The organism is Sphaerisporangium corydalis (assembly GCF_025506355.1).
Taxonomy (GTDB): Bacteria; Actinomycetota; Actinomycetes; order Streptosporangiales; family Streptosporangiaceae; genus Sphaerisporangium; species Sphaerisporangium corydalis.
The window spans coordinates 15,657-38,409 of the sequence record NZ_JANZYP010000014.1; the positions used below are offsets into that span (position 1 = coordinate 15,657).

Genomic DNA, 22,753 nt, shown 5'->3' on the forward strand with positions numbered 1-22,753 from the left:
GTGTTGGAGCAAGATACAAAAGCCGTGGCGGCGCGCCGGGGCACTTGGGAGCTCCCGCCGCTGGACCGCGACCGCCCGTCCCTGTCTACTTGCTGCATGCCCGACGTCACACCCGGCTCCGCCGGTCTCGCCGGCCTCAACGCGCTCGGCCCCGCCGAGGCCGAGCGGGAGCTGCTGAGCTGCTGCGCCTCGCCCGCGTTCGCCCGAGGGGCCGCCGCCCTGCTGCCCTGCGACGACCCCGCGCGGCTGGTCGCCTCGGCCGGTGACCTGGTCCGCGAGCTGGGCTGGGACGACGTGCGGGAGGCGCTCGCCGCCCACCCGCGCATCGGCGCCCGCGCGGCCGGGACGGGCCGGGAGGCGTCCTGGTCCCGCGCCGAGCAGTCCGGCACCGCCGGCGCCGACCGGCGGGTGCTCGCCGAGCTGGCCGCCGGCAACGCGCTCTACGAGCAGCGGTTCGGCCACGTCTACCTGGTCTGCGCCACCGGCCTTTCGGCCGAGGAGATGCTCGACCGGCTGATGGCCCGCCTGCGCGCCGACGAGGAGACCGAGCGGGCCGTGGTCAGGGAGGAGCTCGCCAAGATCACCGAGCTCCGGGTGGCTAAGCTCCTGGCGAGGGACGAGGAGAGCGCATGACCTTCCCGGCGCGCCCGCCCGCCGCCGTCGACCGCGGAGAGGGAGAGACGTGAGCCTGTCCACCCACGTGCTGGACTCCAGCAACGGCAGGCCCGCCGAGGGCGTGGCCGTCAGCCTGCACCAGGCCGACCGCCTGGTCGGCAGGGGAGTGACCGACCACGACGGCCGGCTGCGCGACTGGCTGCCCGCCGGGGAGCCGGGCAAGGGCGTGCACCGCCTGGTCTTCGAGACCGGCGCCTACTTCGCCAGGTCGGGCCGCACGTCGTTCTACCCCGAGGTCGCCGTCACCTTCGTCGTGGACGACCCGGCCGCGCACTACCACGTGCCGCTGCTGATCAGCCCGTTCGCCTACTCGACCTACCGAGGGAGCTAGCGATGACCGTGGTCCTCGGGCCCAACCGCTACGGCAAGGCCGAGACCCGCGTCGTCCGGGTCACCCGCGACGGCGAGGTCCACCACCTGAAGGACTGCAACGTCGGCGTCTCCCTGTCCGGCGCGATGGAGGACGTGCACCGGAGCGGGAGCAACGCCGCCGTCCTGCCGACCGACTCGCAGAAGAACACCGTCTACGCCTTCGCCAAGAAGTACGGGATCGGGCAGATCGAGGAGTTCGCCCTGCTGCTCGCCCGGCACTTCGTGGAGTCCCAGCCCACCATCCACCACGCCCGGGTCGTGGTGGAGGAGTACTCCTGGGAGCGGCGGGGCCCGCACTCCTTCGCCCGCTCGGGCACCGAGACCCGCACGTGCGCCGTCCACCACGACCGGGACGGCACCTCCACGGTGGTGTCGGGCCTGCGCGACCTGGTGGTCCTGAACTCGACGGGCTCGGAGTTCCACGGCTTCGTCCAGGACGAGTACACGACGCTCCCGCCGGCCACCGACCGCGTCCTCGCCACCGCCGTGACCGCCCGCTGGCGGCACGTGCCGGCCGCCGGTCAGGCACAGCCCGATTTCGGGAAATCGTATGATGAAGTGCGGCGATGCCTGCTGGAGGCGTTCGCGGGGACCCACAGCCTGTCCCTGCAGCAGACCCTCTTCGCCATGGGCGCCCGGGTGCTCGCCGAGCGCGAGGAGATCTGCGAGGTACGGCTGGAGCTCCCGAACAAGCACCACTTCCTCGTCGACCTCTCGCCTTTCGGGCTCGACAACGACAACGAGGTGTACTTCGCCGCCGACCGCCCGTACGGGCTGATCGAGGGCACCGTGCTCAACGACGACGCGCCGGACGCCGGCCCGGCCTGGGACTGACGGGGAGGACCGATGGAATTCCTGCGACCCGCCACCTGGGCGGAGGCGCTGGCCGCCAAGGCCGGCACCCCGGACGCGGTGCCCATCCAGGGCGGCACCGACGTGATGGTGGAGATCAACTTCGACGTGCGCCGTCCCGTGGCCCTGCTGGACCTGAACCAGGTCGCCGAGCTCCGCGGCTGGGAGCCGCTGCCCGACGGCCGGCTCCGCGTCGGCGCCGGGGTCCCGTACGCGCGGGTGATCGCCGAGCTGGGCGAGGAGCTGCCCGGCTTGGCGCAGGCGTCCCGCACGGTCGGGTCGCCGCAGATCCGCAACCGGGGCTCGGTCGGCGGCAACCTCGGCGCCGCCTCCCCTGCGGGCGACAGCCACCCGCCCCTGCTCGCCGGCGACGCCGTCATCGAGGTCGAGTCCGCCGCCCGGGGCATCCGGCTCATCCCGGCCACCGAGTTCTACCTGGGCGTGAAACGCAGCGCGCTGGCGCCCGACGAGCTGATCCGCGCCTTCTGGATGAGCCCGGCCACCGGCCCCCAGTACTTCTCCAAGGTCGGCACCCGCAACGCCATGGTCATCGCCGTGTGCTCCTTCGCGATCGCGCTGCACCCCGGGGAGCACCGGGTGGGCACCGGCATCGGCTCCGCCGCCCCGACCCCGCGCCGCGCGCCCGCCGCCGAGGAGTGGCTCGCCGGCGAGCTCGACTGGGGCGGTACGGCCGCCCTGGCCCCGGCGCTGGTGAAACGGTTCGGCGAGCTGGCCGCCGAGGCCGCCTCGCCGATCGACGACGTGCGGGGCACGGCCGCCTACCGGCGCCACGCGATCGCGGTGATGGCCCGCCGCACGCTGACCTGGGCGTGGAACGACTACCGGGAGAGGGTGGCGCCATGCGCGTGAACTTCACCGTCAACGGCAGGCCGGAGGCGGTCGACGGGGTGTGGGAGGGGGAGAGCCTGCTGTACGTCCTGCGGGAGCGGGTCGGCCTCCCCGGGTCCAAGAACGCCTGCGAGCAGGGCGAATGCGGGTCCTGCACGGTGTACCTCGACGGCCTGCCGGTGTGCGCGTGCCTGGTGGCCGCCGGGCAGGCCGAGGGATGCCAGGTGCGCACCATCGAGGGGCTGTCCGACGGTGACCGGCTCGACCCGGTCCAGGAGGCCTTCGTCGAGTGCGGGGCCGTGCAGTGCGGGTTCTGCACGCCGGGCCTGATCGTGCAGGCGCACGACCTGATCGAACGGGTGCCCGAGCCCGGCGACGCGGAGATCCGCGAGGCCCTCGCGGGCAACCTGTGCCGCTGCACCGGCTACGAGAAGATCCTCGACGCCGTACGCCTCGCCGCCGCCAGAAAGGCGGCGGCACGGTGACCGGCCGGACCCTGAACGGCAGAACCGGAGACACGATGACGGGCGGCGGTCGCCGGGGGATTCACGGGGCGGGAGCGCGATGACCGGCGGCACGCTGATCGAGAACGTGGCCATCGCGCCCGTCGTGGGCCCGGAGATCGGCCGTGGGTGGATCCACCTCGACGGCGACCGGATCGCCGCCCTGGGCGCCGGCCAGGCCCCGGAGACGCCCGGCGCCGCGCGGGTCGACGGCACCGGCTGCCTGGCCACCCCCGGACTGGTCAACACCCACCACCACCTGTACCAGTGGGCCTCCCAGGGCGTGGCCCAGGACGCCACCCTGTTCGAGTGGCTCACCGCCCTGTACCAGGTGTGGGCCGCCATGGACGCCGAGGTCGTCAAGGGCGCCGCGACCGCCGGGCTCGGCTGGCTCGCCCTGTCGGGCTGCACCACCACCACCGACCACCACTACATCTTCCCCAAGGGCCGCGGCGACCTGTTCGCCGCCGAGATCGAGGCCGCCAGGGACCTCGGGCTGCGGTTCCACCCCTGCCGGGGCTCCATGGACCGGGGCGCGTCCCAGGGCGGGCTGCCGCCCGACGAGGTCGTCGAAGGGCTGGACCGCATCCTCGCCGCCACCGCCGAGGCGATCGACACCTACCACGACCCCTCGCCCGGGTCCATGCTCAGAGTCGCCGTCGCCCCGTGCTCGCCGTTCTCGGTCAGCGCCGAGCTGATGACCGAGGCGGCGGCGCTGGCCCGCGACAAGGGCGTGCGCCTCCACACCCACCTGTGCGAGACCCTCGACGAGGAGGAGCACTGCCGCGAGCAGATGGGCTGCACCCCGGTCGACTACATGGAGAAGCTCGGCTGGCTCGGCCCCGACGTCTGGGTGGCGCACGCCGTCCACCTCCACGACCGTGACATCCGGCGGTTCGCCGACACCGGGACCGGCTCGGCCCACTGCCCGAGCTCCAACGGGCGGCTCGGCGCGGGCATCGCCCGGGTGTCGGAGATGCTGCGCGCCGGCGCGGTCGTCGGCCTCGGCGTGGACGGCAGCGCGTCGAGCGAGCTGACCCCCCTGGCGGGGGAGATGCGGCAGGCGCTGCTGTTCCAGCGGGCGAGGTACGGACCGGCGGCGCTCACCGCCCGGCAGGCGCTGGAGATCGGCACCCTGGGCGGCGCCCGGTGCCTCGGCCGGGAGGACGAGATCGGCTCCCTGGAGCCCGGGAAGCTCGCCGACCTGGTCCTGTGGCGGGTCGACGGGTTCGCCTCGGCGGTGGAGGACCCGGTGTGCGCGCTGGTCTTCGGCGCGACGCCGCCGGTGGCCCGCGTCATCGTGGGCGGCAGGACCGTGGTGGAGGACGGCGAGCTGCGCACCGTCCCGCACGACGCCGCCGGCCGCGCCGGCGCCGACGCCCACCACCGCCTCCTCACCCTGGCCGCCGCCCGAGGCCACACCGTCACCCAGGAGGTCCACCATTGACCCCGGAACCCACCCCAATGCCCCCGTCCGCCGCAGGTCGTGCCGCGCGGCTGGAGGTCGTCCGTTGACCCGGGATCCCGCTCCGATGCCGGCCTCCCCTGCCGGTCGTGCCGCGTGGCCGGAGGGTGAGTGGTGACGGCCGGGCATGTGCTGGTGGCGCCGGACAAGTTCAAAGGGTCGCTGAGCGCGGTCGAGGTCGCCGGGCGGGTGGCGGCCGGGCTGCGGGAGGTGCGGCCGGACGTCGCCGTCGTGACCATGCCGGTCGCCGACGGCGGGGACGGCACGGTGGACGCCGCCGTGGCCTGCGGGTTCGAGCGCGCCGAGGCCGTCGCCTCCGGCCCCACCGGAGAGCCGGTCACCGCCTCGTACGCCCTGCGTGACGGGGTCGCGGTGGTCGAACTGGCCGAGGCGTCGGGCCTGCACCGGCTCCCCGGCGGGCGGCTCGCGCCCCTGACGGCCACCAGCCACGGCGCCGGGGACCTGATCGCCGCCGCCCTGCGCCACCGCCCCCGCCGGGTGGTGCTCGGCCTCGGCGGCAGCGCGTGCACCGACGGCGGGTCCGGCATGATGCGCGCCCTCGGCGTCCGCCTCCTCGACACGCGCGGGCGGGAGCTGCCGCCCGGCGGCGGGGCCCTGACCGGCGTGCGGGCCCTGGACCTGTCGGGGTTCGCCCGGCCCGCCGGTACCACGTTCGTCGTCGCGAGCGACGTGGACAACCCGCTGCTCGGCCCGGACGGCGCGGCGGCGGTGTACGGCCCGCAGAAGGGGGCCGGGCCCGGCGAGGTGCCCCTGCTGGAAGAGGGCCTGGCCCGCTGGGCGGACGTCGCCGAGCGGGAACTCGGCGTCCGCGTCCGCGACGCGCCGGGGGCCGGGGCGGCGGGCGGGGTCGGGTTCGCGGCGATGGCCTTCCTCGGCGCCGGGGTCGAGCCCGGCATCGGTCTCCTGCTGGACCTGCTCGGCTTCTCCGCGCGGCTCTCCGGGGCCCGGCTCGTGATCACGGGGGAGGGTTCGCTCGACGGCCAGACCCTGCGCGGCAAGGCCCCGGCCGGGGTCGCGTCCGCCGCCGGGCGCGCCGGGGTGCCCGTGGTCGCGGTGTGCGGGCGCCGGGCGCTCACGGGCGAGCAGCTCCAGGCCGCCGGCATCGAGGCCGCCTTCGCCCTCACCGACATCGAACACGACCTGCGCCGCTGCATGGCCGACGCCGGCCCCCTCCTCCAACGCCTCACCACCACCCTCGCCACCCAATGGCTCCCCCCCACCCACTGACCGTCCCCGCACGTCCGACGTCCCACCCCCAACCCCCAGCTCCCATCCACCGACCATCCCTGGACGTCCGGGGTCCCCACCCCCCACCCACCGACCATCGCTGGACGTCCGACGTCCCCACCCCCACCCCCGCTCCCTCCGCCTTGTTCTTGTGGTTGTTCTTCGGGCGCCGGTGCGGAGGGAAGGAGGTCGGTGAATTCGGCGCCTTGTGCGGTGGCCGGGTGGCAATCGAGTGAAATGTGACCCATGGAGGCGTTTTGAGGTCTGGTGAGAGTTCGCCCGCCGGCGCGGGGTCCTGGGTGACCCGGGAACCGGGTGCCGGGGGGTTCGATTTGGTGGTGCGGTCGCGGCGGGTGGTGGTGGGGGAAGGGGAGCGGGCGTTGGCGGTGGGGGTGCGGGGTGGGGTGATCGCGGCGTTGCTGCCCTACGACGACCCGGCACCGGCGGCCGAGCGGGCCGACCTCGGGGAGGTGTGCCTGCTTCCCGGGCTGGTGGACACCCACGTCCACGTCAACGAGCCCGGCCGCACCGAATGGGAGGGGTTCGCCACCGCGACCAGGGCGGCGGCGGCCGGCGGTGTCACGACGATCATCGACATGCCGCTGAACTCGCTCCCGCCGACGGTCGACGTGGCGGCGCTCGCCGTCAAGCGGGCCGCCGCGGCCGGGAAGTGCGCCGTCGACGTGGGCTTCTGGGGCGGCGCGATCCCGGGGAACGCCGCGGACCTGCGCCCGCTGCACGAGGCCGGCGTGTACGGGTTCAAGTGCTTCCTGTCCCCGTCCGGCGTGGACGAGTTCCCCCCGCTCGACGAGGAGGGCCTGCGTACGGCCCTGCGCGAGGTGGCCTCCTTCGACGGGCTCATGGTGGTGCACGCCGAGGACCCGTCCCTGCTCACCGACCCCCTCGGCCCGACATATCCGGAATTCCTCGACTCGCGCCCCGGGTCGTCCGAACGCCGGGCCGTCGAGCGCGTCATCGCCGCCGCCCGCGAGACCGGGGCCCGCGTCCACATCCTGCACGTCTCCTCCGCCTCCTGCCTCGAACCGCTGGCCGCCGCCCAGCGGGACGGGGTGCGGATCACCGCCGAGACCTGCCCCCACTACCTCACCCTGACCGCCGAGCAGGTGCGCGGCCCGGAGTTCAAGTGCTGCCCGCCGATCAGGGACGGCGGCAACCGCGACGAGCTGTGGGACGGCCTCGCGGCGGGCGTGCTGAGCTGCGTCGTCTCCGACCACTCGCCCTCGACCCCCGACCTGAAGGTGCCCGACTTCGCCGCCGCCTGGGGCGGGATCTCCTCGCTGCAGATCGGCCTGCCCGCCGTCTGGACCGAGGCCCGCGCGCGCGGGCACGACCTGGCCCGGGTCACCGGCTGGATGTCGGGACGCACGGCCGAGCTGGCCGGCCTGACCGCCAAGGGCGCCATCGCCGTGGGCCGGGACGCCGACCTGGTCGCGTTCGACGACACCGCCGAGTTCACCGTGGACGTCGCCGAACTGCGCCACCGCAACCCGGTCAGCCCCTACCACGGCCGTACGCTGACGGGAGTGGTGCGCGCCACCTGGTCGCGCGGGCGCGCCGTGACCGACGACGTCCCGCCGTCCGGCCTTCTGCTCTGACCCACCACCCGCCCGCAGCCTTTGGAGCGCCGCTTTGATCGAGGTACCAGCCGCCACCGCCCGCCCGCCACACGCGCCCTCAGGGAGCGCCGGTGAGTGACGTGACCCGCCTGCCGGACCTGGCCCTGCGCTCGTACGGCGGGTCGGTCGTGGCGGCCAGCGACGAGTCCTTCGCCGAGCGGCAGGCCCTGATCCGCCCCGGCGCGCCCGCGTTCCAGCCGGCCACCTTCGGCGCCCGCGGCCAGGTGTACGACGGCTGGGAGACCCGGCGGCGCCGCGAGCCCGGCCACGACTGGGCGATCGTCCGGCTCGGCATGCCCGGGGTCATCCGGGGCGTGGTGGTCGACACCGCCTGGTTCACCGGCAACTACCCGCCGTTCGCGTCCGTGGAGGCGTGCGCGGTCGCCGGCCACCCCTCGCCGGCCGAACTCCAGGACGCCGCCTGGGCGGAGATCGTGCCGAGGAGCCCGCTCGGCGGGGACGCCGCCCACGAGTTCACCGTCGCCGACCCCCGCCGGTACACCCACGTGCGGCTCAGCATCTTCCCCGACGGCGGTGTGGCGCGGCTGCGCGTCCACGGCGAGGTCGTCGCCGACCTCGCGCTGTACGAGGGCATGACCCTGGACCTCGCCGCGCTGGAGAACGGGGCCGTGGTCACCGGCTGCTCGGACGAGTTCTACTCCTCGCCGGCGAACGCCATCGCCCCCGGCCTGCCCCGCCACCAGGCGGAGGGCTGGGAGACGGCCCGCCGCCGCGACGGCGGCCACGACTGGATGACCGTGCGGCTGGCCGTCCCCGGCGTCGTGCGCGTCGCGGAGCTGGACACCAGCAACCTGCTGTACAACGCCCCGGGCGCCGCCGCGCTGTCGGGCACGTTCCTGCCGGACGGGCACCCGGCGGAGGGCGCCGAATGGTTCGAGCTGCTGCCCCGCACCCGGCTGCAACCGGACACCCGCCACGCGTTCCGCCTGCCCGGCGACCGCGTGACGACGCACGTGCGCCTCGACATCCACCCCGACGGCGGCATGGGCCGCCTGCGCCTGCTCGGCAGCCCGCGCACCCCCTGACGGGCGGTCAGTGCCAGATGGTGATGCGGGTGCCCTGCGGGGCCTGACCGAGGGGGTTCTCGGCGACCACGGCGCCCGCCCCCGCGATGCGGCGCACCCGCACCCTGAACCCGGCGGCGCGCAGCTCCCTGGTCGCGTCGGAGACGTTCTTGAACCGCACGTCGGGGATCGGCACCAGGGCCTGCCCCGGCTGGACGTTGTCGGGGTTCTCCCAGGGCCAGTGGAACCCGGTGTCGGGCCCCTTGGAGCAGGTGAGCTGCACGGCCTGCCCTGCGGTCACCTCGGCGCGCGCCGAGGGGCTCTGGGCGATGACCGTGCCGGGCTGGGCCTTGTCGGTCTGCTGGACGACCGCGGGCTGGTACCCCTTCTGCCGCAGGAACGCCTCGGCCTGGTCGCACTGCATCTCGCTGACGTCGGGCATGAGCTGTCCCGCGCTCAGCACGAGCTGCACCTTGCCGCCCTTGGTGACCTTGTTGCCGACCAGCGGGCTGGTGCGCATGACCAGGCCGCGCTGGACGGTGTCGCTGGGCACCCGGCTGACCAGCCCGACGGCCAGCCCCACGTCGGAGATCTTGGAGCGGGCGTCGGACTCGGACAGGTTGACCACGTTCGGCACCGCGATCTTGACCTTGCCCGCCGACGGGATCAGCGTGATGGTCGTGCCCTTGAGCACCTCGTTGCCGGACTCGGGGTCGGTGCGCAGCACCCTGTCCGCCGCGACCTTGTCGTCGTGCTCGGCGGGGCCGAGCCTGACCTTGAACCCCTGCTTCTTGGCCTCGGAGGCGGCGATCGTGACGTTCTGGCCGAGCAGGTCGGGGACCTTGGCGTACCGGCCCTCGGAGAACCACCACCCCGAGGCGGCCATCCCCGCGATCATCACCAGGACCAGCGCGACGATGAACCAGTTGGGCCGGAAGCGGCCCCTGCGCCGCGCCTCGGGGGCCGCGACCGCCGGGGCGGTCAGCATTTCGGTGCGCGAGTGGATCAGGGTCGGGTTGGCGGGCGGCGCGCCCGCCGTGAGGACGCCGGATGAGCGCGGCGCCGCCGCGCCCGTGGGCGGGCGTTGCGGGCCCATGTCGCGCGGCAGCACGCGGTGGGCCTCGACGGCCGCGACCAGCAGCGCGGTCGCGTCCGCGGGCCGGCGGTTCTGGTCGCGGTCGGTCGCCGACAGCACGAGCGCGTCGAGCGGCGGCGGGACGTCGGCCGCCAGCGAGGACGGCGCGGGCACCCGGTCGTGGACGTGCCGGTAGGCCACCGACATGGGGTTCTCGCCCTGGTAGGGCTGGTGGCCGGTGAGCAGCTCGAACAGCATCACCCCGGCCGCGTACACGTCGCTGCGCGCGTCGGCGACCCCGGCGGTGACCTGCTCGGGCGACATGTACGCGATCGTGCCGATCATGACGCCGGTCTTGGTCTGGTTGCCGGCGTCGACGGCGCGGGCCAGCCCGAAGTCCACGACCTTGACCCGGCCGTCGTCGGTCAGCAGGACGTTCTCCGGCTTCACGTCGCGGTGGACCATGCCCGCCTGGTGGGCGGCGCCGAGCGCGGCCAGCACCGGGATCATGATCTCCAGGGCCTCGCGGGCCGGCAGCCGCCCCCGGTCGCGGAGCACGTCGCGCAGCGTGCGCCCCGGGACGTACTCCATCGACAGGTAGACGTGCTCGCCGTCGGTGCCCTGGTCGAAGACGTGCACCACGTTGGGGTGCGAAAGGCTGGCGACGGACTTGGCCTCGCCGATGAAACGCCGCACGAAGTCGGGGTCCTCGGCCAGGGAGCGGTGCATGACCTTCAGCGCCACCGTGCGGTCGAGACGGATGTCCAGGGCCAGGTAGACGGCGGCCATCCCACCCCGGGCAACCCGGGACTCAACGCGATAGCGCCCGTCCAGCACCCGCCCTACAAGGGGGTCCGCAACCGTCGTGTCCACGGGAGTGAGTTTACGGGCGGTTTGCCAGGGGGAGGGCAAGCACATCCCAAACCGATGCCGACATGTTTTCCCGTCAGGAAGGGGCTCGTCGCTGTTCGCCGACCGGCCCGGTGACCGGTGAGGAGGCCTCAGCGTACCGCCGCCTGGGTATCCTGCCCGCGAGGCGCGCCCTACGGCCCGCGACCACCCCGTCACGCATCGCCATCGCCATCAGCTCCGGCCTGCGCGCCCGTGTGACGGCGGTGGCCAGCAGGACCGCGTCGCAGCCGAGCTCCATCGCCAGGGCCGCGTCGCTCGCGGTCCCGATGCCGGCGTCCAGGATCACCGGCACGGTCGCCGCCTCGGTGATCAGCTCGATGCTGTGGGGGTTGCGGATGCCGAGCCCCGAGCCGATCGGCGAGCCGAGGGGCATGACGGCCGCGCACCCCGCCTGCTCCAGCCGCCGGGCCAGCGCGGGGTCGTCCCCGATGTAGGGCAGGACCACGAAGCCCTCGGCCACCAGCCGCTCGGCCGCGTCGAAGGTCTCGATCGGGTCGGGCAGCAGCGTGCGCTCGTCGTTGATGACCTCCAGCTTGACCCAGTCGGTGCCCAGCGCCTCCCGGGCCAGGCGCGCCGTCAGCACGGCCTCGCCCGCCGTGTAGCAGCCGGCCGTGTTGGGCAGCACCCTGACGCCGCGCTCGCGCAGCACGTCCAGCACCGACCCCCGCGACGCCGGGTCCAGGCGGCGCATGGCCACCGTGGTGATCTCGGTGCCGGACGCGGCCAGCGCCCGGTCCAGCACCTCCAGCGACGGGGCGCCGCCGGTGCCCATGATCAGGCGGGAGGCGAACTTCTCCCCGCCGAGTACCAGCGTGTCGTCCGTGTCGTCCACGAGGTCGTGCTCCCGTCCGTCAGCCACCCTGCACCGCCGTGAGCACCTCGACGCGGTCGTTCTCGCCGAGCGTGGTCGAGCCCCACGCCCCGCGCCGCACGACCTCGTCGTTCACCGCGACCGCTACCCCGGCGCCGGCCTGGGTCAGCGTCTCCACGGCCTGGGCGACGGTGGCGCCGGGGGGCAGGTCCCGGGAGATGCCGTTGATCGTCACTCTCATCGCGCTTCCGGGGCGGCGGGCCCTGGCGTACGGCCAGGGGAGGGGCCCCGTTCCTCCTTCGTCCATGGGAAGTGGCCGGTGCCCGGCCGGGGCGGGCCGCCGAACCGCAGCGGCGAGCAGATCGAGGCGACCGGCGGATCATCGGTCCCGCCCGCGGGGGAGCGGTCCCCGGCGATCTCGGCGGCGACGACGTCGGCGGTCAGGGGGGCGAGCAGGACGCCGCCCCGGTGGTGCCCGGTGGCGAGCAGGAGCCCGGGAAGGGCGGTCCGCCCGATGAGCGGGAGGTTGTCGGGGGTCCCCGGGCGCAGGCCGGCCACCACCCCGGCCACCTCCAGCTCGGTGACGCCCGGCACGAGCTCGCGGGCGTCGCGCAGCAGCTCCCACAGGGCGCCCGCGGTGACCCGGGTGTCGAAGCCCATCTCCTCCTGGGTGGCGCCGAGCACGATCTCCCCGTCGCCGCGCGGCACCAGGTAGGCGCCGGACCCGTGGACGGTCCCGCGCACGCAGCGGCCGAGGAACCCCGGGGCGCCGCGCAGCCGCATGATCTGGCCCTTGACCGGCCGGACCGGCGGCAGCGCTTCCGGCGGCAGGCCCTCCAGCGTCCCCGACCAGGCCCCGGCGGCAAGCACCACCTGGTCGGCGGTGATCAGCCGGCCGTCCGCCAGGCGCACGCCGCGCACCGCGTCCCCCTCCACGGCGAACCCCCGCACGCGGGCGGCCACCATGGTCACCCCGCGATGGGACAGCGCCGCGAGCAGCGCGGACGTCACCCGGCGCGGGTCCACCCAGGCGTCGCCCGGGGCCAGCACGCCGCCGCGCACCGAGGGGGCGAGCATGGGCTCGACGCGGCGGCACTCGCGCCCGGTCAGCCGTTCGACGGGCAGGGAGAGCTTCTCCATCAGCCCGGCCACCTCGCCGAGCGCGGCGAGGTCGTCGGGCCCGAAGGCGACGTCCAGCGTGCCGTCCGTGCGGTGGTCGACGCCGATCCCGGACTCCCCGGCCAGCTCGGCGGCGAAGGCGGGCCACCTGACCAGGGACGAAAGGCCCAGGCGCAGCAGGGGTTCCTCGGTGTAGGTCAGCTCGCTCACCGGGGCGAGCATCCCGGCCGCCGCGTGCGTGGCGCCCGAGCCGGGGGAGGGGTCGGCCACGGTGACGGCGTACCCGCGCTGCGCCGCGCGCCAGGCGACCGACAGGCCGACGACGCCGCCGCCCACCACCAGCACCTCCGCGTGCGCGGCCGGTGGTACGTCCATGAGCGGTCCCGCTCCCTTCGCCGGCATGATCCGGATCAGGTCTGTGGCGGTCGAGGGCCCTGAGCCCTCCTCTCAGCCCGGTCTCGCCGGACTCCCGCGCGTGCTGACGCCCCCAGCCTATTCCTGCCTCCCTACGGCTTGCGCACCCGCATGTGCGTTCTCATCACTGCGTGTGTGCGATGGTGAGCCAATTTGTTACCAAATCGCCGTTGGCGAGTTACCCGGCTGGCCGCTTAGGGTCAGGATGTGAATCATGTCGTGGTCGTGGGAGCCGGGCTGGCCGGCGTGCGAAGTGTCGAGGCGCTTCGGGCGCGCGGGTACCGAGGGCGCGTCACCCTGGTCGGAGACGAGGACCATCGCCCCTATGACCGGCCACCTCTGTCCAAGGCGGTGCTGCTCGGCGAGCTGGACTCGACGGCCGTCGACTCCGATCTCGGGGCGCTCGACGTCGACCTGCGCACCAGCGTCGCGGCCAAGGGGCTCCGCGAGGGCGCGGTGGAGACCACCGAGGGCGAGCTGGAGTACGACGGCCTGATCATCGCCACCGGCGCGGCCCCCATCAGGCTGCGCGGCGAGGGCACCCAGCACGTGCTGCGCACCATCGACGACGCCCTGGCCCTGCGCGGGCTGCTGGTCCCCGGCGCCCGGGTCGTGGTCGTCGGCGCCGGCTGGATCGGCGCCGAGGTCGCCACGGCGGCGCGCCGGGCCGGCTGCGAGGTGACGGTGGTGGAGGCCGCCCGCTCGCCGCTGGCGGTGGCCCTCGGCACCGAGGTGGGCGGCCTCACCGTCCCCTGGTACGCCGAGGCCGGCATCGACCTGCGGCTCGGCACCATGGTCGGCTCGGTCGACCCCGGCGGCCTGACCATGATGGACGGCTCGTGGCTCCCCGCCGACGTGGTGGTGACCGGCGTCGGCGTGCGGCCCACCGTCGGCTGGCTCGCCGGCTCGGGCGTCGAGCTCGACAACGGCGTCCTGGTGGACGAGCACCTGTCCACCAGCATGAAGGGCGTGGTCGCGGTCGGCGACTGCGCGAACTGGCTGTCGCGGCGCTTCGGCCGCCGCATGCGGGTCGAGCACTGGGACACCGCGCTGCACGCCCCCGAGACCGCCGTGGCCACCCTCCTCGGCGAGACCGCCGTGTACGACCCGGTCCCCTACTTCTGGTCGGAGCAGTTCGGCCGGATGCTGCAGTACGCCGGCCACCACGACGGCGCCCGGCTGGTCCTGCGCGGCGATCCGGCCGCCGGGCGCAGGTGGTCGGCCTTCTGGTTGACCGACGACGACCGGATGGCCGCTATCCTTACCGTCGAAGTCCCCCGTGACCTGGTGCAGGGCCGACGCATCATCGAGGGGGGTCAAAGACTCGACGTGGATCGCGCGACGGACCCCTCGGTACCCTTGCGTGACTGTTTGTGACCCCCTCTGGGGTGTTTGAGAAGAGGCGCGACGTGGTAGTTGTGGTTTCGTGACGCTTTCTGTTGCGCAGATCGACCGGGAAACCGACCAGTTGGTAGGGGAGTGGCTCCCTCTCTCGGAGGTGGGCAGGCGGCTCGGCCTCACCACGGGGCGGGCCAAGCAGCTCCTCAAGGACAAGAGGCTCATCGGCGTCCGCCGAGGCGGCTCGGAGCCCGAGGTGCCCGCCGCCTTCATCGACGGCGACGACGTGGTGAAGGGCCTGCCAGGGACGCTGACCGTCCTGTCCGACGCGGGCTACACCGACGTCGAGGCCCTGCGATGGCTCTACACCGCCGACGACTCCCTACCGGGGGCGCCTGTCGACGCCATCGTCGCGGGACGCCACACCGAGGTGAAAAGGCGTGCCCAGGCGCTCGGTTTCTGACGCCAGGCTCTACCTCTGCACCGACGGCCGCCGCCGTCAGGGCGACCTCGCGCGCTTCCTCGACGCCGCACTCGACGGCGGCGTGGACATCGTCCAGCTCCGCGAGAAGGGCCTTGAGGCCCGCGAGGAGCTAGCGCTGCTCGAGGTCTTCCGCGCGGCGTGCGACCGGCACGGCGCCCTGCTCGCGGTCAACGACCGGGCCGACATCGCCTACGCGGCCGGTCCCGACGTGCTGCACCTCGGGCAGGACGACCTCCCCGTGGCGGTGGCGCGCGCGATGCTCGGGCCGGACATCCTGATCGGGCGGTCCACCCACAGCGAAGCGGAGGCGACGGCGGCCGCGGCCGAGGAGGGCGTGGACTACTTCTGCTGCGGGCCGATCTGGCCGACGCCGACCAAGCCCGGGCGCCCCGCGCCGGGGCCCGGCATGCTGAAGCACGCGGCGGCGCTGGGCGGCGGCCGGCCGTGGTTCGGCATCGGCGGCGTGGACCTGAGCACGCTCGACGAGGTCATGGCCTGCGGCGCCACGCGCGTCGTGGTCGTGCGCGCGATCACCGAGGCGGACGACCCGAGGGCCGCCGCCGCGGAGTTCGCCCGCCGCCTCGCGACCGCCTGAGGGTCAGCTGCGGCGGGAGGTGGCGGCCACGGCGAGCTCCACCAGGGCCTCGCGGGCCTCGGCGGTGATCGGCGCGTGCTCCAGGGAGTTCAGCGCGTCGTCGAGGTACCGCTTGATCATCTCCTCGCTCGCCATGAGGGCCCCGGTGTCCTCGATGATCTCGCGGAGCCGCACGACGCCGCCCGCGTCCAGGCCGGGATCGCCGAGCAGGCGCCGCACCTCGGCGGCCTGCGCGTCCGAGGCGGCCGACAGCGTGCGGGCGATGAGCATCGTCCGCTTGCCCTCGCGCAGGTCGTCGCCCGCCGGCTTGCCGGTCTCTGCCGGGTCGCCGAAGACCCCCAGCACGTCGTCACGGAGCTGGAACGCGATCCCGACCTTCTGCCCGTACTGCACGCACAGCCGGTCGATCCACGGCTCCTCGCGGCGCGCGGCCAGCAGCAGGCCGAGGCGCAGCGGCTGCTCGACCGAGTACTTGCCGCTCTTGTGCAGGGCCACCCTGAGCGCGCTCTCGAAGGTGTTCTCCCCGTGCGCCTGCTCAAGCAGGTCCAGATACTGGCCGCACATCAGTTCGGTCCGCATGAGGTCGTGAACATGCTCGGCGGCGGCGAGCGACTCCGCGGGGAGCCCGCTGGTCCGCCACATCTCGCCCGACCAGACCAGCAGCAGGCTGCCCAGCAGCACGGCAGCGCCCTCGCCGAACTGGGCCGCCGACCCCCGCCACCCCGACTCCTCGTGCATCGCCTGGAACCGCCTGTGCGCCGACGGCATCCCGCGGCGAAGATCGCTGGCGTCCATGACGTCGTCATGGATCAAGGCGCTGGCCTGCAGCAACTCCAGCGACGCGGCGGCCGTGAAGATCGCCGGGTCGTCGTCGCCCCCCGCGCCGCGCCAGCCCCAGTAGCAGAAGGCGGGACGCAGCCGCTTGCCCCCGGCGAGGAAGTCCTCGGCGGTCGTCATCAGAGGAATCAGTTCGGGACCGCTGACCAGGGGGCGCTGCCCGTCGACGAACGTCCTGAGGCGATGGTCCACCTCGGAGCGGAGGGCGTCCGACTGGGCGAAAGATGTGGTCATGCTCTGAGATTAACCGGCGTCCCCTGACGTACTGATTCGCCGTACCCGGTGTAACACGGCGCGGCGCGTCCGCACCCGGCCCCCGAGGGCCGGAGCGGCGCCCTCGGGCCGGGCTCGAAAGGGGCTGGAGTCCGGCTGGAGACCGCACGTTGCCAGAGGTGCGGGGCGGGCGGGACCTGTAGCCTTGGGCGTATGGCTCTGGGTCGTCCTTCGTTCATGCCCGACCGGGTTCCCACGGTCCGGGAACTGCTCGCCTCAGGGGGCCGGTCGTTCTCGTTCGAGTTCTTCCCCCCGAAGACCGACGAGGGGGAGCGGCAGCTCTGGCGCGCGATCCGCGAGCTGGAGGCGCTGCGCCCGACGTTCGTCTCGGTGACCTACGGCGCCGGCGGCTCCACCCGGGACCGCACCGTCGAGATCGTCGAGCGCCTCGCCCACGAGACGACGCTCACCCCCGTGGCGCACTTCACCGCCGTGAACCACTCGGTACGCGAGCTGCGCCACCTGATCGGCCGGTTCGCCGGGGCCGGGGTGCGCAACATCCTCGCGGTGCGCGGCGACCCCCAGGGCGCCGACCCGCTGTCGGAGTGGGTGCGCCACCCCGAGGGCGTGCTGTACGCCGAGGACCTGGTCCGGCTCATCCGCCAGGCCGGCGACTTCTGCGTGGGGGTGGCCGCCTTCCCGTACCGGCACCCGAGGTCGCCGTCGATCGAGTCCGACACCGAGTACTTCGTCAGCAAGTGCCGGGCCGGCGCCGACTACGCCATCACCCAGATGTTCTTCCAGGCCGAGGACTACCTGCGGCTGCGCGACCGGGTGGCGGCGTCGGGCTGCGACACGCCGATCATCCCCGGCATCATGCCCATCACGCAGATCGGCACGATCGCGCGCTCGGAGCAGCTGTCCGGCGCCCCGTTCCCGCCTGATGTGGCCGCGCGCTTCGAGGCGGTCGCCGACGACCCGGCCGCCGTGCGCGAGCTGGGCGTCGAGCACGCCGCCGAGCTGTGCCAGACCCTGCTCGACGAGGGCGCCCCGGGCATCCACTTCATCACCTTCAACAGGTCCAGCGCGACCCGCGAGGTCTACAAGGCCCTGGCGCCGTCCCCGGTCCCCGCCCTCTGACCCTCTTGCTCCCGCGGGCTAGGGTGCGGCGGGCGCGCCGGGCGCGTCCGCCGTGAGCGGCAGCGGGGTGCCGACGATCGCGTAGTGCTCGTAGCCGCCGGGGAACACGAACATGGTCATCAGGTCGACGAAGCCGAGCCGCCGGTAGAGATGCCGCGCGGCGGTGGGCTGGTCGTGGGTCGACAGCACGGCGGTGCTCTCGGGCCGGCCCTCGCACAGGCCGCTCACCAGCCGGCGGCCGATGCCCTTGCCCTGGTAGGCGGGGTGGACGTGGATCTCGGCGATCTCCAGGGCGTTCCCGAACCAGCCGGCGGCGGCCTCGGCGCCCGACCGCTCCTCCAGGGCGCGGCGCACCACCTCGTGCCACCACTGGCCGGGCATGCCGTGGAAGCCGTAGCCGAACCCCACCACCGTCCCGTCCTCGGTGTGCGCGAAAAGGCAGGTGAAGTCGGGGAACGTCGCGTGGTTGCGCATGATGTTCTGCCGGCCCGCCAGCTGATCGACCGGCGGGCGCATCGCCGCCGTGTAGATGCCGATCACGGTGTCCAGAGCGGGCATGAACCCCTCAGGACCGGCGCGTCGCAGTTCGATCACTCATCGCACACTAGCAGGGGCGGTGAACGTCCAGAGGGCGAACCCGGCGAGTGCGATCTTCACCCCAGGTTTCCCGCTATCGGCCGCCAAAATGCCTTTTCACCACCGATACACGGCAGCCTGGCCGGACGACGGCCGCCGGCCACGAAAGGCCCGGCCGGACTACGGCCCCCGGCCAAGGAAAGCCGGGCGGGTGACGGCCGCCCGTCCATGAAAGGCCGGGCGGGTGACGGCGGCCCGGCCTCCGGCCGTCAGATCACCACCGCGCCGAGGCGGCCGACCTGGTCGGCGTCGGCGGACCAGCAGTAGAGCATCACCTCGTCGGCGCCGAGGTCGCCGAACGCGGTGATCGCCTCCCGGATCGCCCGCGGCGTGGTGAGCAGGCCGCCGAGCACCCGCTCGGTGTCACCGGTGAAGGCGTAGTACGCGCCGATCGCGTCCCTGGCGTCCTGAACAGTGGCGTCGGGGCCGAGGGCGACGTTGACCTGCGCGACCAGGCGCGGCCGTCCGGCCCGGCCCGCCGCGTCCCAGCTCCGCTCGACGCGGCGCATGAGCCCGTCCGCCACGCGGGGCGGTGCGGCGCACAGGAACCCGTCCCCCCACCGGGCGACGCGTTCGAGCGCGGCCGGGGCGAAGGCGCCGATCAGGACCTCGGGGCCGCCCTCGGCGACCGGCGCCGGGCCGATCGGGCCCGCGCCCTCGCCGTACGGCTCGCCGGCCCAGAGGCGCCGCATGGTCGCGAGCTGCTCGTCCAGCCGCCGCCCGCGTGTACGGAGGTCGGTCCCTGCGGCGGCGTGGTCGTCGGGGCGCCCGCCCACCCCGACGCCGAGGGTGAAACGGCCGCCGGAGAGAGCGTCCAGGGTCGCGGCCTGCTTGGCGAGCAGCGCCGTCTGGCGAAGGGGGCCGAGCAGCACCTCGGTCTGGAGGCGGATGCCCCACGTGGCGCCGGCGAGCGCCGCCAGGGTGACCAGGGGCTCGGGGTTGGCGTAGACGAGGCGGTCGAGCAGGCCGAGGGTGCTGAAGGGGCCTGCCTCGGCGCGCCTGGCCCAGGTCAGCAGGGCGGCGGGGTCGCTGATGGGCAGGCCGAGACCTACGTTCATGGGGACGGAACCTCCGGAAGGGCATGCGGAAAACGGCTGCCGCCCCTCACGGTCACCTGCGCGTACCCGCGCGGTGCGCTCCCTTGCTGCGACGTCCATCCGGGGAGCGTTGTTCTCAGAGTGCGACCACCCTACCGGACGGCCCCGCGCGTGCGGCGCGCACGGGGGACGGCCCCCCGCGCGGCGGGCGGGTCCCATGGCACCGTCCCGAACCGGACCCCGCGACGACGGCCCCCGCGCGGGCGGGCGGGTCAGGCCACCTCGGCCGGGGTGCCGCCGGTGACGCGGACGAGCTCGTCGAAGGACGTCGGGAAGACCGTGTGGGAGTGGCCCGCCGCCGCCCACACCACCTCGTGCTCGCCGAGCCAGGTGTCCACCAGCGTGCGGATGGGCGCGGGATGGCCGACCGGGGCCACGCCGCCGATCGTCTGCCCGGTCGCCGTCTTCACGAACTCCGGAGAAGCCCGCCTGACCTTGGAGACGCCCACGAGCCCGGCGACCAGCCCGGTGTCGACGCGGTGGGCCCCGCTGGTGAGCACCAGCAGCGGCTCCCCGTCGGCGTCGAAGACGAGGCTGTTGGCGATCGCCCCGACCCCGCACCCGAGCTGGGCGGCGGCCGTGGCGGCGGTGGGCGCGGACTCGGTCAGCACGACCACCTCGCCGGTCACCCCGGCGGCGCGCAGGGCCTCGGACACCTTCACCACGCTCGGGTGCAACTTTTCTGACACACGGACACTCTAAACAGATTGCCGGGCATCAGTGATTGATTACATCTCCGTGACTGTAGGGGGAGCGGGGATACCGATGCGCTAATGTCCGTTTACTTTTTGTGGTGTTCTCAGAAGGGAAGTTCGGACATGGGGGTTGGAAGACGGCTCGCCGTGGCGGTGGTGATGACCGCGGGAGCCGTGCTCGTCTCGGGCGGCGGGGTGGCGGCCGCGCAGGCCGCGACGCCCGCGGCCGTCCACACGCTGACGCTCCCGGCGGCGCCCGCCGGTCACGTGACCGCCGCCGCGCCCTTCGTGGCGCCGCACGGCACTCTGCGGCTCGGGGCCAAGGGCGCCGCGGTCAAGGAGCTGCAGACCAGGCTGCGCGAGCTCGGGTACGTCCCGGGCAGGCTCGACGCCAAGTACGGGGGGACCACGCAGTCCGCCGTCTGGGCCTTCCAGAAGGTCCAGGGCCTGTCCCCGAGCAGCACGATCAACGCCCGCACCTGGCGGGCGCTGGAGAACCCCAAGGTCCCGCAGGTGCTCGTCCCGAACGGCAAGCCCGACCGGGTGGAGATCAACCTCACCAAGCAGGTCGCGGTGCTGTACAGGGCCGGCGCGGTGAAGCTGATCACCCACATCTCCTCGGGCAGCGGCATCCCCTACTGCGAGACCGCCACCTGGCAGGGCAAGACGCAGAGGTTCTGCGGCGACGCGCGTACCCCCACGGGCAACTTCAAGACCACCTGGCGGCGGTCGGGCTGGCACAAGTCCTACCTGGGCCAGCTGTACAACCCGGTCTTCTTCAACGGCGGCATCGCCCTGCACGGCGCCCTGTCGGTCCCGCTGTTCCCCGCCTCCCACGGCTGTGTGCGCCTCCCGATGCACGTCGCGGCCATCCTCCCCGGCCTCCTCGGCACGGGGGTCCCCGTCCACGTCAAGGGCAGGTTCCAGCGCTGACCCCCGCACCTCCGGCCCGGCGAGTCGCACCGGGCCGGTGAAACCCGGCATCGCGCGTCGCCGCGCGAGACCGTCGGTCCCCCGAAGGGCCGAGGCCGTCACACGGCCTCGGCCCTTTCGCCGTCCCGGCCCCGTTCCCCGCCCCTGGTGGGCCGCCTGTTCGAACGGCGGGTTGACCACATGATCGAACCTATGTTCGTGTGCCGCTTGACATCTCGGGTCATCGAATTTATGTTCGATATCAGTGAGGGCGGGACTCGCGGCCCGCCCTCACTACAGGGCGGGAGAGCGTCGTCGGCGGCGGCCCTCACGCGAACCGGATGGCCGGACGGGGAGAGGGGAAGCTCCTCGTCCGGCCCTGGTGAACACGGCAGGGACCCCGGGTGCGGGCAAGGCCGCCCGCGCCCGGTGAAGGTCCGTCGCCGAATACCGGGCGCCTCAGCGGGCACGGGTTGTAGATCGGGCGCGCAGGGCGCCCGGTGCCGGACGTCCAGCGGCCGGCCCTGGCGAGGGAGCGAGGTGCGAGCCGGCCGAGTGACCACGACCAGCGGACCACCGGAATTGTCGGTGGTGTCTGCGACTGTGTTATCACCGGCGGTCACCGCCGGGGCCACGACCCCAAGGAGGGTGTCATGACTCGAGAGTCCGGAGAAGGTCCCCGGGTTTCACAGACCGTGCGCGCGCACCTTGCCGACGCGCATTCCTGCCTCGCGGACGCCGCGGCGGCCGGCACCCCCGCCGAGCGGTACGTCTCGGCCCATCTCGCGGCGCTCCGCGCGGCCGCGGCGATCCTCGCCGCGCTGCCGAGGCCGATGGACGGGCGCAGGCGGCGGCTGCGCAGCGCGTGGGAGCTGCTGCCCGAGGCCGAGCCCAGGCTCGCGCAGTGGGCCGCCTACTTCGCGGTGAGCGCGACCAAGCGCGCCTCGGCCGAGGCCGGCATGGTGCGCGTGGTGTCGGCCCGTGACGCCGACGAGCTGATCACCGAGGCCGACACCTTCGTGGGCGTCGTCGAGGGCATCCTGGGCGTCCCCGGCCAGTCCGCCCTCCCGGTCCGCGCCCCCCTGGCAGGCTGATCCCGCTCCCGTCCGGGACGGGCCTTCACCGCGCCCTGGGCGGCTCCGGCCGCGCGGGTCAGGGCCGGTGGGCGCGGAAGGCCGCCGGGGGAGCGGGGACGCTCATCCGGCGGCCCTGAGGCGGGACGGCGTCAGAAGGACTCGACGGCGCGGCGGGCCTCGGCGTCGAGCACGCCCCAGGTGATGAGCTCCTCGGTGAGCTCGGTGGGCGACTTGTCATAGATGACCGCCAGCGAGCGGAGGTCCTCCTGGCGGATCGACAGCACCTTGCCGTTGTAGTCACCACGCTGGCTCTGGATCGTCGCCGCGTAACGGGCGAGCGCTCCGGCCTTCTCCTTGGGCAACTGGGCGAGCCGCTCGAGGTCTATCACCAGTTTCGGCTGCGGGCCAAGCGGGCTCGGCGCGGAGCCGCCGGGCAGCAGCTCCGAGACGGGCACACCGTAGAAATCTGCCAATTCCGCTAGCTTCTGCACGGTCACGGCCCGGTCGCCACGCTCGTACGAGCCCACGACGACCGCTTTCCACCTGCCCCGCGACTTCTCTTCGACTCCATGCAGCGACAGTCCCTGCTGGGTGCGGATGGCGCGGAGTCGTGCGCCCAGCGACTTGGCGTAGTCAGACGGCATCGTTTGGCCCCCCGGCTTTCTATGAACGTTCTCACTTATTGTGCGCCTTGCGACGAATGCCACGGCGATCGGGTGGCACCCGGGGAGGCACCATCGGTGACCGACGCGTCGTGGTTTACCCGAGAACGT

General features: G+C 73.8%; 24 protein-coding genes and 1 riboswitch. Of the genes, 15 read left to right on the top strand and 9 right to left on the bottom strand.

What is annotated here, in order from left to right:
• Positions 1-96 precede the first annotated feature (96 nt).
• The 9 genes from uraD (at position 97) to alc (ending at position 8,647) form a co-directional block, all read left to right on the top strand.
• Positions 97-633 (top strand): 2-oxo-4-hydroxy-4-carboxy-5-ureidoimidazoline decarboxylase, encoded by a 537-nt coding sequence (gene uraD, locus NYZ98_RS12520; RefSeq protein ID WP_262842824.1) that lies wholly within the window; start codon positions 97-99, stop codon positions 631-633.
• Positions 634-682: 49 nt separating this feature from the next.
• Positions 683-1,006 carry a hydroxyisourate hydrolase gene (gene uraH, locus NYZ98_RS12525; RefSeq protein ID WP_262842825.1) on the top strand — a complete coding sequence of 108 codons (324 nt, stop codon included), beginning with the start codon at positions 683-685 and terminating at the stop codon, positions 1,004-1,006.
• Positions 1,007-1,008: 2 nt separating this feature from the next.
• Positions 1,009-1,881, top strand: a complete 873-nt coding sequence (gene pucL / locus NYZ98_RS12530) for a factor-independent urate hydroxylase (protein WP_262842826.1) — start codon at positions 1,009-1,011, stop codon at positions 1,879-1,881.
• Positions 1,882-1,893: 12 nt separating this feature from the next.
• Positions 1,894-2,769 carry an FAD binding domain-containing protein gene (locus tag NYZ98_RS12535; RefSeq protein WP_262842827.1) on the top strand — a complete coding sequence of 292 codons (876 nt, stop codon included), beginning with the start codon at positions 1,894-1,896 and terminating at the stop codon, positions 2,767-2,769.
• Positions 2,760-3,233 carry a (2Fe-2S)-binding protein gene (locus NYZ98_RS12540; RefSeq protein ID WP_262842828.1) on the top strand — a complete coding sequence of 158 codons (474 nt, stop codon included), beginning with the start codon at positions 2,760-2,762 and terminating at the stop codon, positions 3,231-3,233. Before NYZ98_RS12535 ends, NYZ98_RS12540 begins: the two co-directional genes overlap by 10 nt.
• A gap of 79 nt (positions 3,234-3,312) precedes the next feature.
• Positions 3,313-4,698: an 8-oxoguanine deaminase gene (locus NYZ98_RS12545; RefSeq protein ID WP_262842829.1), complete on the top strand. Its 1,386-nt coding sequence runs from the start codon at positions 3,313-3,315 to the stop codon at positions 4,696-4,698.
• Positions 4,699-4,830: 132 nt separating this feature from the next.
• Entirely contained in the window at positions 4,831-5,964 is a 1,134-nt protein-coding gene (locus tag NYZ98_RS12550; protein ID WP_262842830.1) for a glycerate kinase, read from the top strand.
• 338 nt (positions 5,965-6,302) lie between these two features.
• Positions 6,303-7,580 carry an allantoinase AllB gene (gene allB / locus NYZ98_RS12555; RefSeq protein WP_262842831.1) on the top strand — a complete coding sequence of 426 codons (1,278 nt, stop codon included), beginning with the start codon at positions 6,303-6,305 and terminating at the stop codon, positions 7,578-7,580.
• Between the two features lie 92 nt (positions 7,581-7,672).
• Positions 7,673-8,647 carry an allantoicase gene (gene alc, locus NYZ98_RS12560; protein ID WP_262842832.1) on the top strand — a complete coding sequence of 325 codons (975 nt, stop codon included), beginning with the start codon at positions 7,673-7,675 and terminating at the stop codon, positions 8,645-8,647.
• Between the two features lie 7 nt (positions 8,648-8,654).
• Here the strand turns inward: alc and pknB are convergent, their stop codons facing one another.
• The 4 genes from pknB to thiO all read right to left on the bottom strand — a co-directional run bounded on the left by pknB (position 8,655) and on the right by thiO (position 12,918).
• A complete protein-coding gene (pknB, locus tag NYZ98_RS12565; protein WP_407696420.1) occupies positions 8,655-10,574 on the bottom strand; it encodes a Stk1 family PASTA domain-containing Ser/Thr kinase in 1,920 nt (639 codons plus the stop codon).
• A 73-nt stretch (positions 10,575-10,647) separates the two neighbouring features.
• Entirely contained in the window at positions 10,648-11,472 is an 825-nt protein-coding gene (locus NYZ98_RS12570) for a thiazole synthase (RefSeq protein WP_316249561.1), read from the bottom strand.
• Positions 11,465-11,665, bottom strand: coding sequence for a sulfur carrier protein ThiS (gene thiS / locus NYZ98_RS12575; RefSeq protein WP_262842834.1), 201 nt, complete (start codon positions 11,663-11,665; stop codon positions 11,465-11,467). The genes NYZ98_RS12570 and thiS overlap by 8 nt, the downstream gene beginning before the upstream one ends.
• The gene (gene thiO / locus NYZ98_RS12580) at positions 11,662-12,918 is read right to left on the bottom strand and encodes a glycine oxidase ThiO (protein WP_262842835.1); all 1,257 of its coding nucleotides are present in this window, start codon (positions 12,916-12,918) and stop codon (positions 11,662-11,664) included. Before thiO ends, thiS begins: the two co-directional genes overlap by 4 nt.
• Positions 12,914-13,026, bottom strand: a riboswitch (TPP riboswitch). Its footprint overlaps the gene before it by 5 nt.
• A 138-nt stretch (positions 13,027-13,164) precedes the next feature.
• Here thiO and NYZ98_RS12585 point away from each other — a divergent pair.
• From NYZ98_RS12585 to thiE, 3 genes are read left to right on the top strand one after another with little or no spacing between them, the layout of a single operon-like run.
• Complete coding sequence (locus NYZ98_RS12585; RefSeq protein WP_262842836.1) at positions 13,165-14,334, top strand: NAD(P)/FAD-dependent oxidoreductase; 1,170 nt, start codon at positions 13,165-13,167, stop codon at positions 14,332-14,334.
• Between the two features lie 49 nt (positions 14,335-14,383).
• The gene (locus NYZ98_RS12590; protein WP_262842837.1) at positions 14,384-14,758 is read left to right on the top strand and encodes an Rv2175c family DNA-binding protein; all 375 of its coding nucleotides are present in this window, start codon (positions 14,384-14,386) and stop codon (positions 14,756-14,758) included.
• Positions 14,736-15,374 (top strand): thiamine phosphate synthase, encoded by a 639-nt coding sequence (thiE, locus tag NYZ98_RS12595; protein WP_262842838.1) that lies wholly within the window; start codon positions 14,736-14,738, stop codon positions 15,372-15,374. The genes NYZ98_RS12590 and thiE overlap by 23 nt, the downstream gene beginning before the upstream one ends.
• A gap of 3 nt (positions 15,375-15,377) precedes the next feature.
• Here the strand turns inward: thiE and NYZ98_RS12600 are convergent, their stop codons facing one another.
• The gene (locus NYZ98_RS12600; protein WP_262842839.1) at positions 15,378-16,445 is read right to left on the bottom strand and encodes a polyprenyl synthetase family protein; all 1,068 of its coding nucleotides are present in this window, start codon (positions 16,443-16,445) and stop codon (positions 15,378-15,380) included.
• Between the two features lie 192 nt (positions 16,446-16,637).
• Between NYZ98_RS12600 and metF the strand changes: the two genes are divergently transcribed.
• On the top strand, positions 16,638-17,564 hold the full coding sequence (metF, locus tag NYZ98_RS12605; RefSeq protein ID WP_262842840.1) for a methylenetetrahydrofolate reductase [NAD(P)H]: 927 nt from the start codon (positions 16,638-16,640) through the stop codon (positions 17,562-17,564).
• 18 nt (positions 17,565-17,582) lie between these two features.
• On the opposite strand, the gene NYZ98_RS12610 is transcribed toward metF, so the two are convergent.
• The 3 genes from NYZ98_RS12610 to NYZ98_RS12620 form a co-directional block, all read right to left on the bottom strand.
• Positions 17,583-18,158, bottom strand: a complete 576-nt coding sequence (locus NYZ98_RS12610; RefSeq protein ID WP_262842841.1) for a GNAT family N-acetyltransferase — start codon at positions 18,156-18,158, stop codon at positions 17,583-17,585.
• Between the two features lie 251 nt (positions 18,159-18,409).
• Complete coding sequence (locus NYZ98_RS12615; RefSeq protein WP_262842842.1) at positions 18,410-19,258, bottom strand: LLM class flavin-dependent oxidoreductase; 849 nt, start codon at positions 19,256-19,258, stop codon at positions 18,410-18,412.
• Positions 19,259-19,509: 251 nt separating this feature from the next.
• Positions 19,510-19,986 carry a YbaK/EbsC family protein gene (locus tag NYZ98_RS12620; RefSeq protein ID WP_262842843.1) on the bottom strand — a complete coding sequence of 159 codons (477 nt, stop codon included), beginning with the start codon at positions 19,984-19,986 and terminating at the stop codon, positions 19,510-19,512.
• 129 nt (positions 19,987-20,115) lie between these two features.
• Here NYZ98_RS12620 and NYZ98_RS12625 point away from each other — a divergent pair, with 129 nt between their 5' ends.
• Entirely contained in the window at positions 20,116-20,925 is an 810-nt protein-coding gene (locus NYZ98_RS12625; RefSeq protein WP_262842844.1) for a L,D-transpeptidase family protein, read from the top strand.
• A gap of 632 nt (positions 20,926-21,557) precedes the next feature.
• A complete protein-coding gene (locus tag NYZ98_RS12630) occupies positions 21,558-21,998 on the top strand; it encodes an SAV_6107 family HEPN domain-containing protein (protein WP_262842845.1) in 441 nt (146 codons plus the stop codon).
• Positions 21,999-22,129: 131 nt separating this feature from the next.
• Here NYZ98_RS12630 and bldD read toward each other — a convergent pair whose 3' ends face one another.
• On the bottom strand, positions 22,130-22,624 hold the full coding sequence (gene bldD, locus NYZ98_RS12635) for a transcriptional regulator BldD (RefSeq protein WP_262842846.1): 495 nt from the start codon (positions 22,622-22,624) through the stop codon (positions 22,130-22,132).
• Positions 22,625-22,753 lie beyond the last annotated feature (129 nt).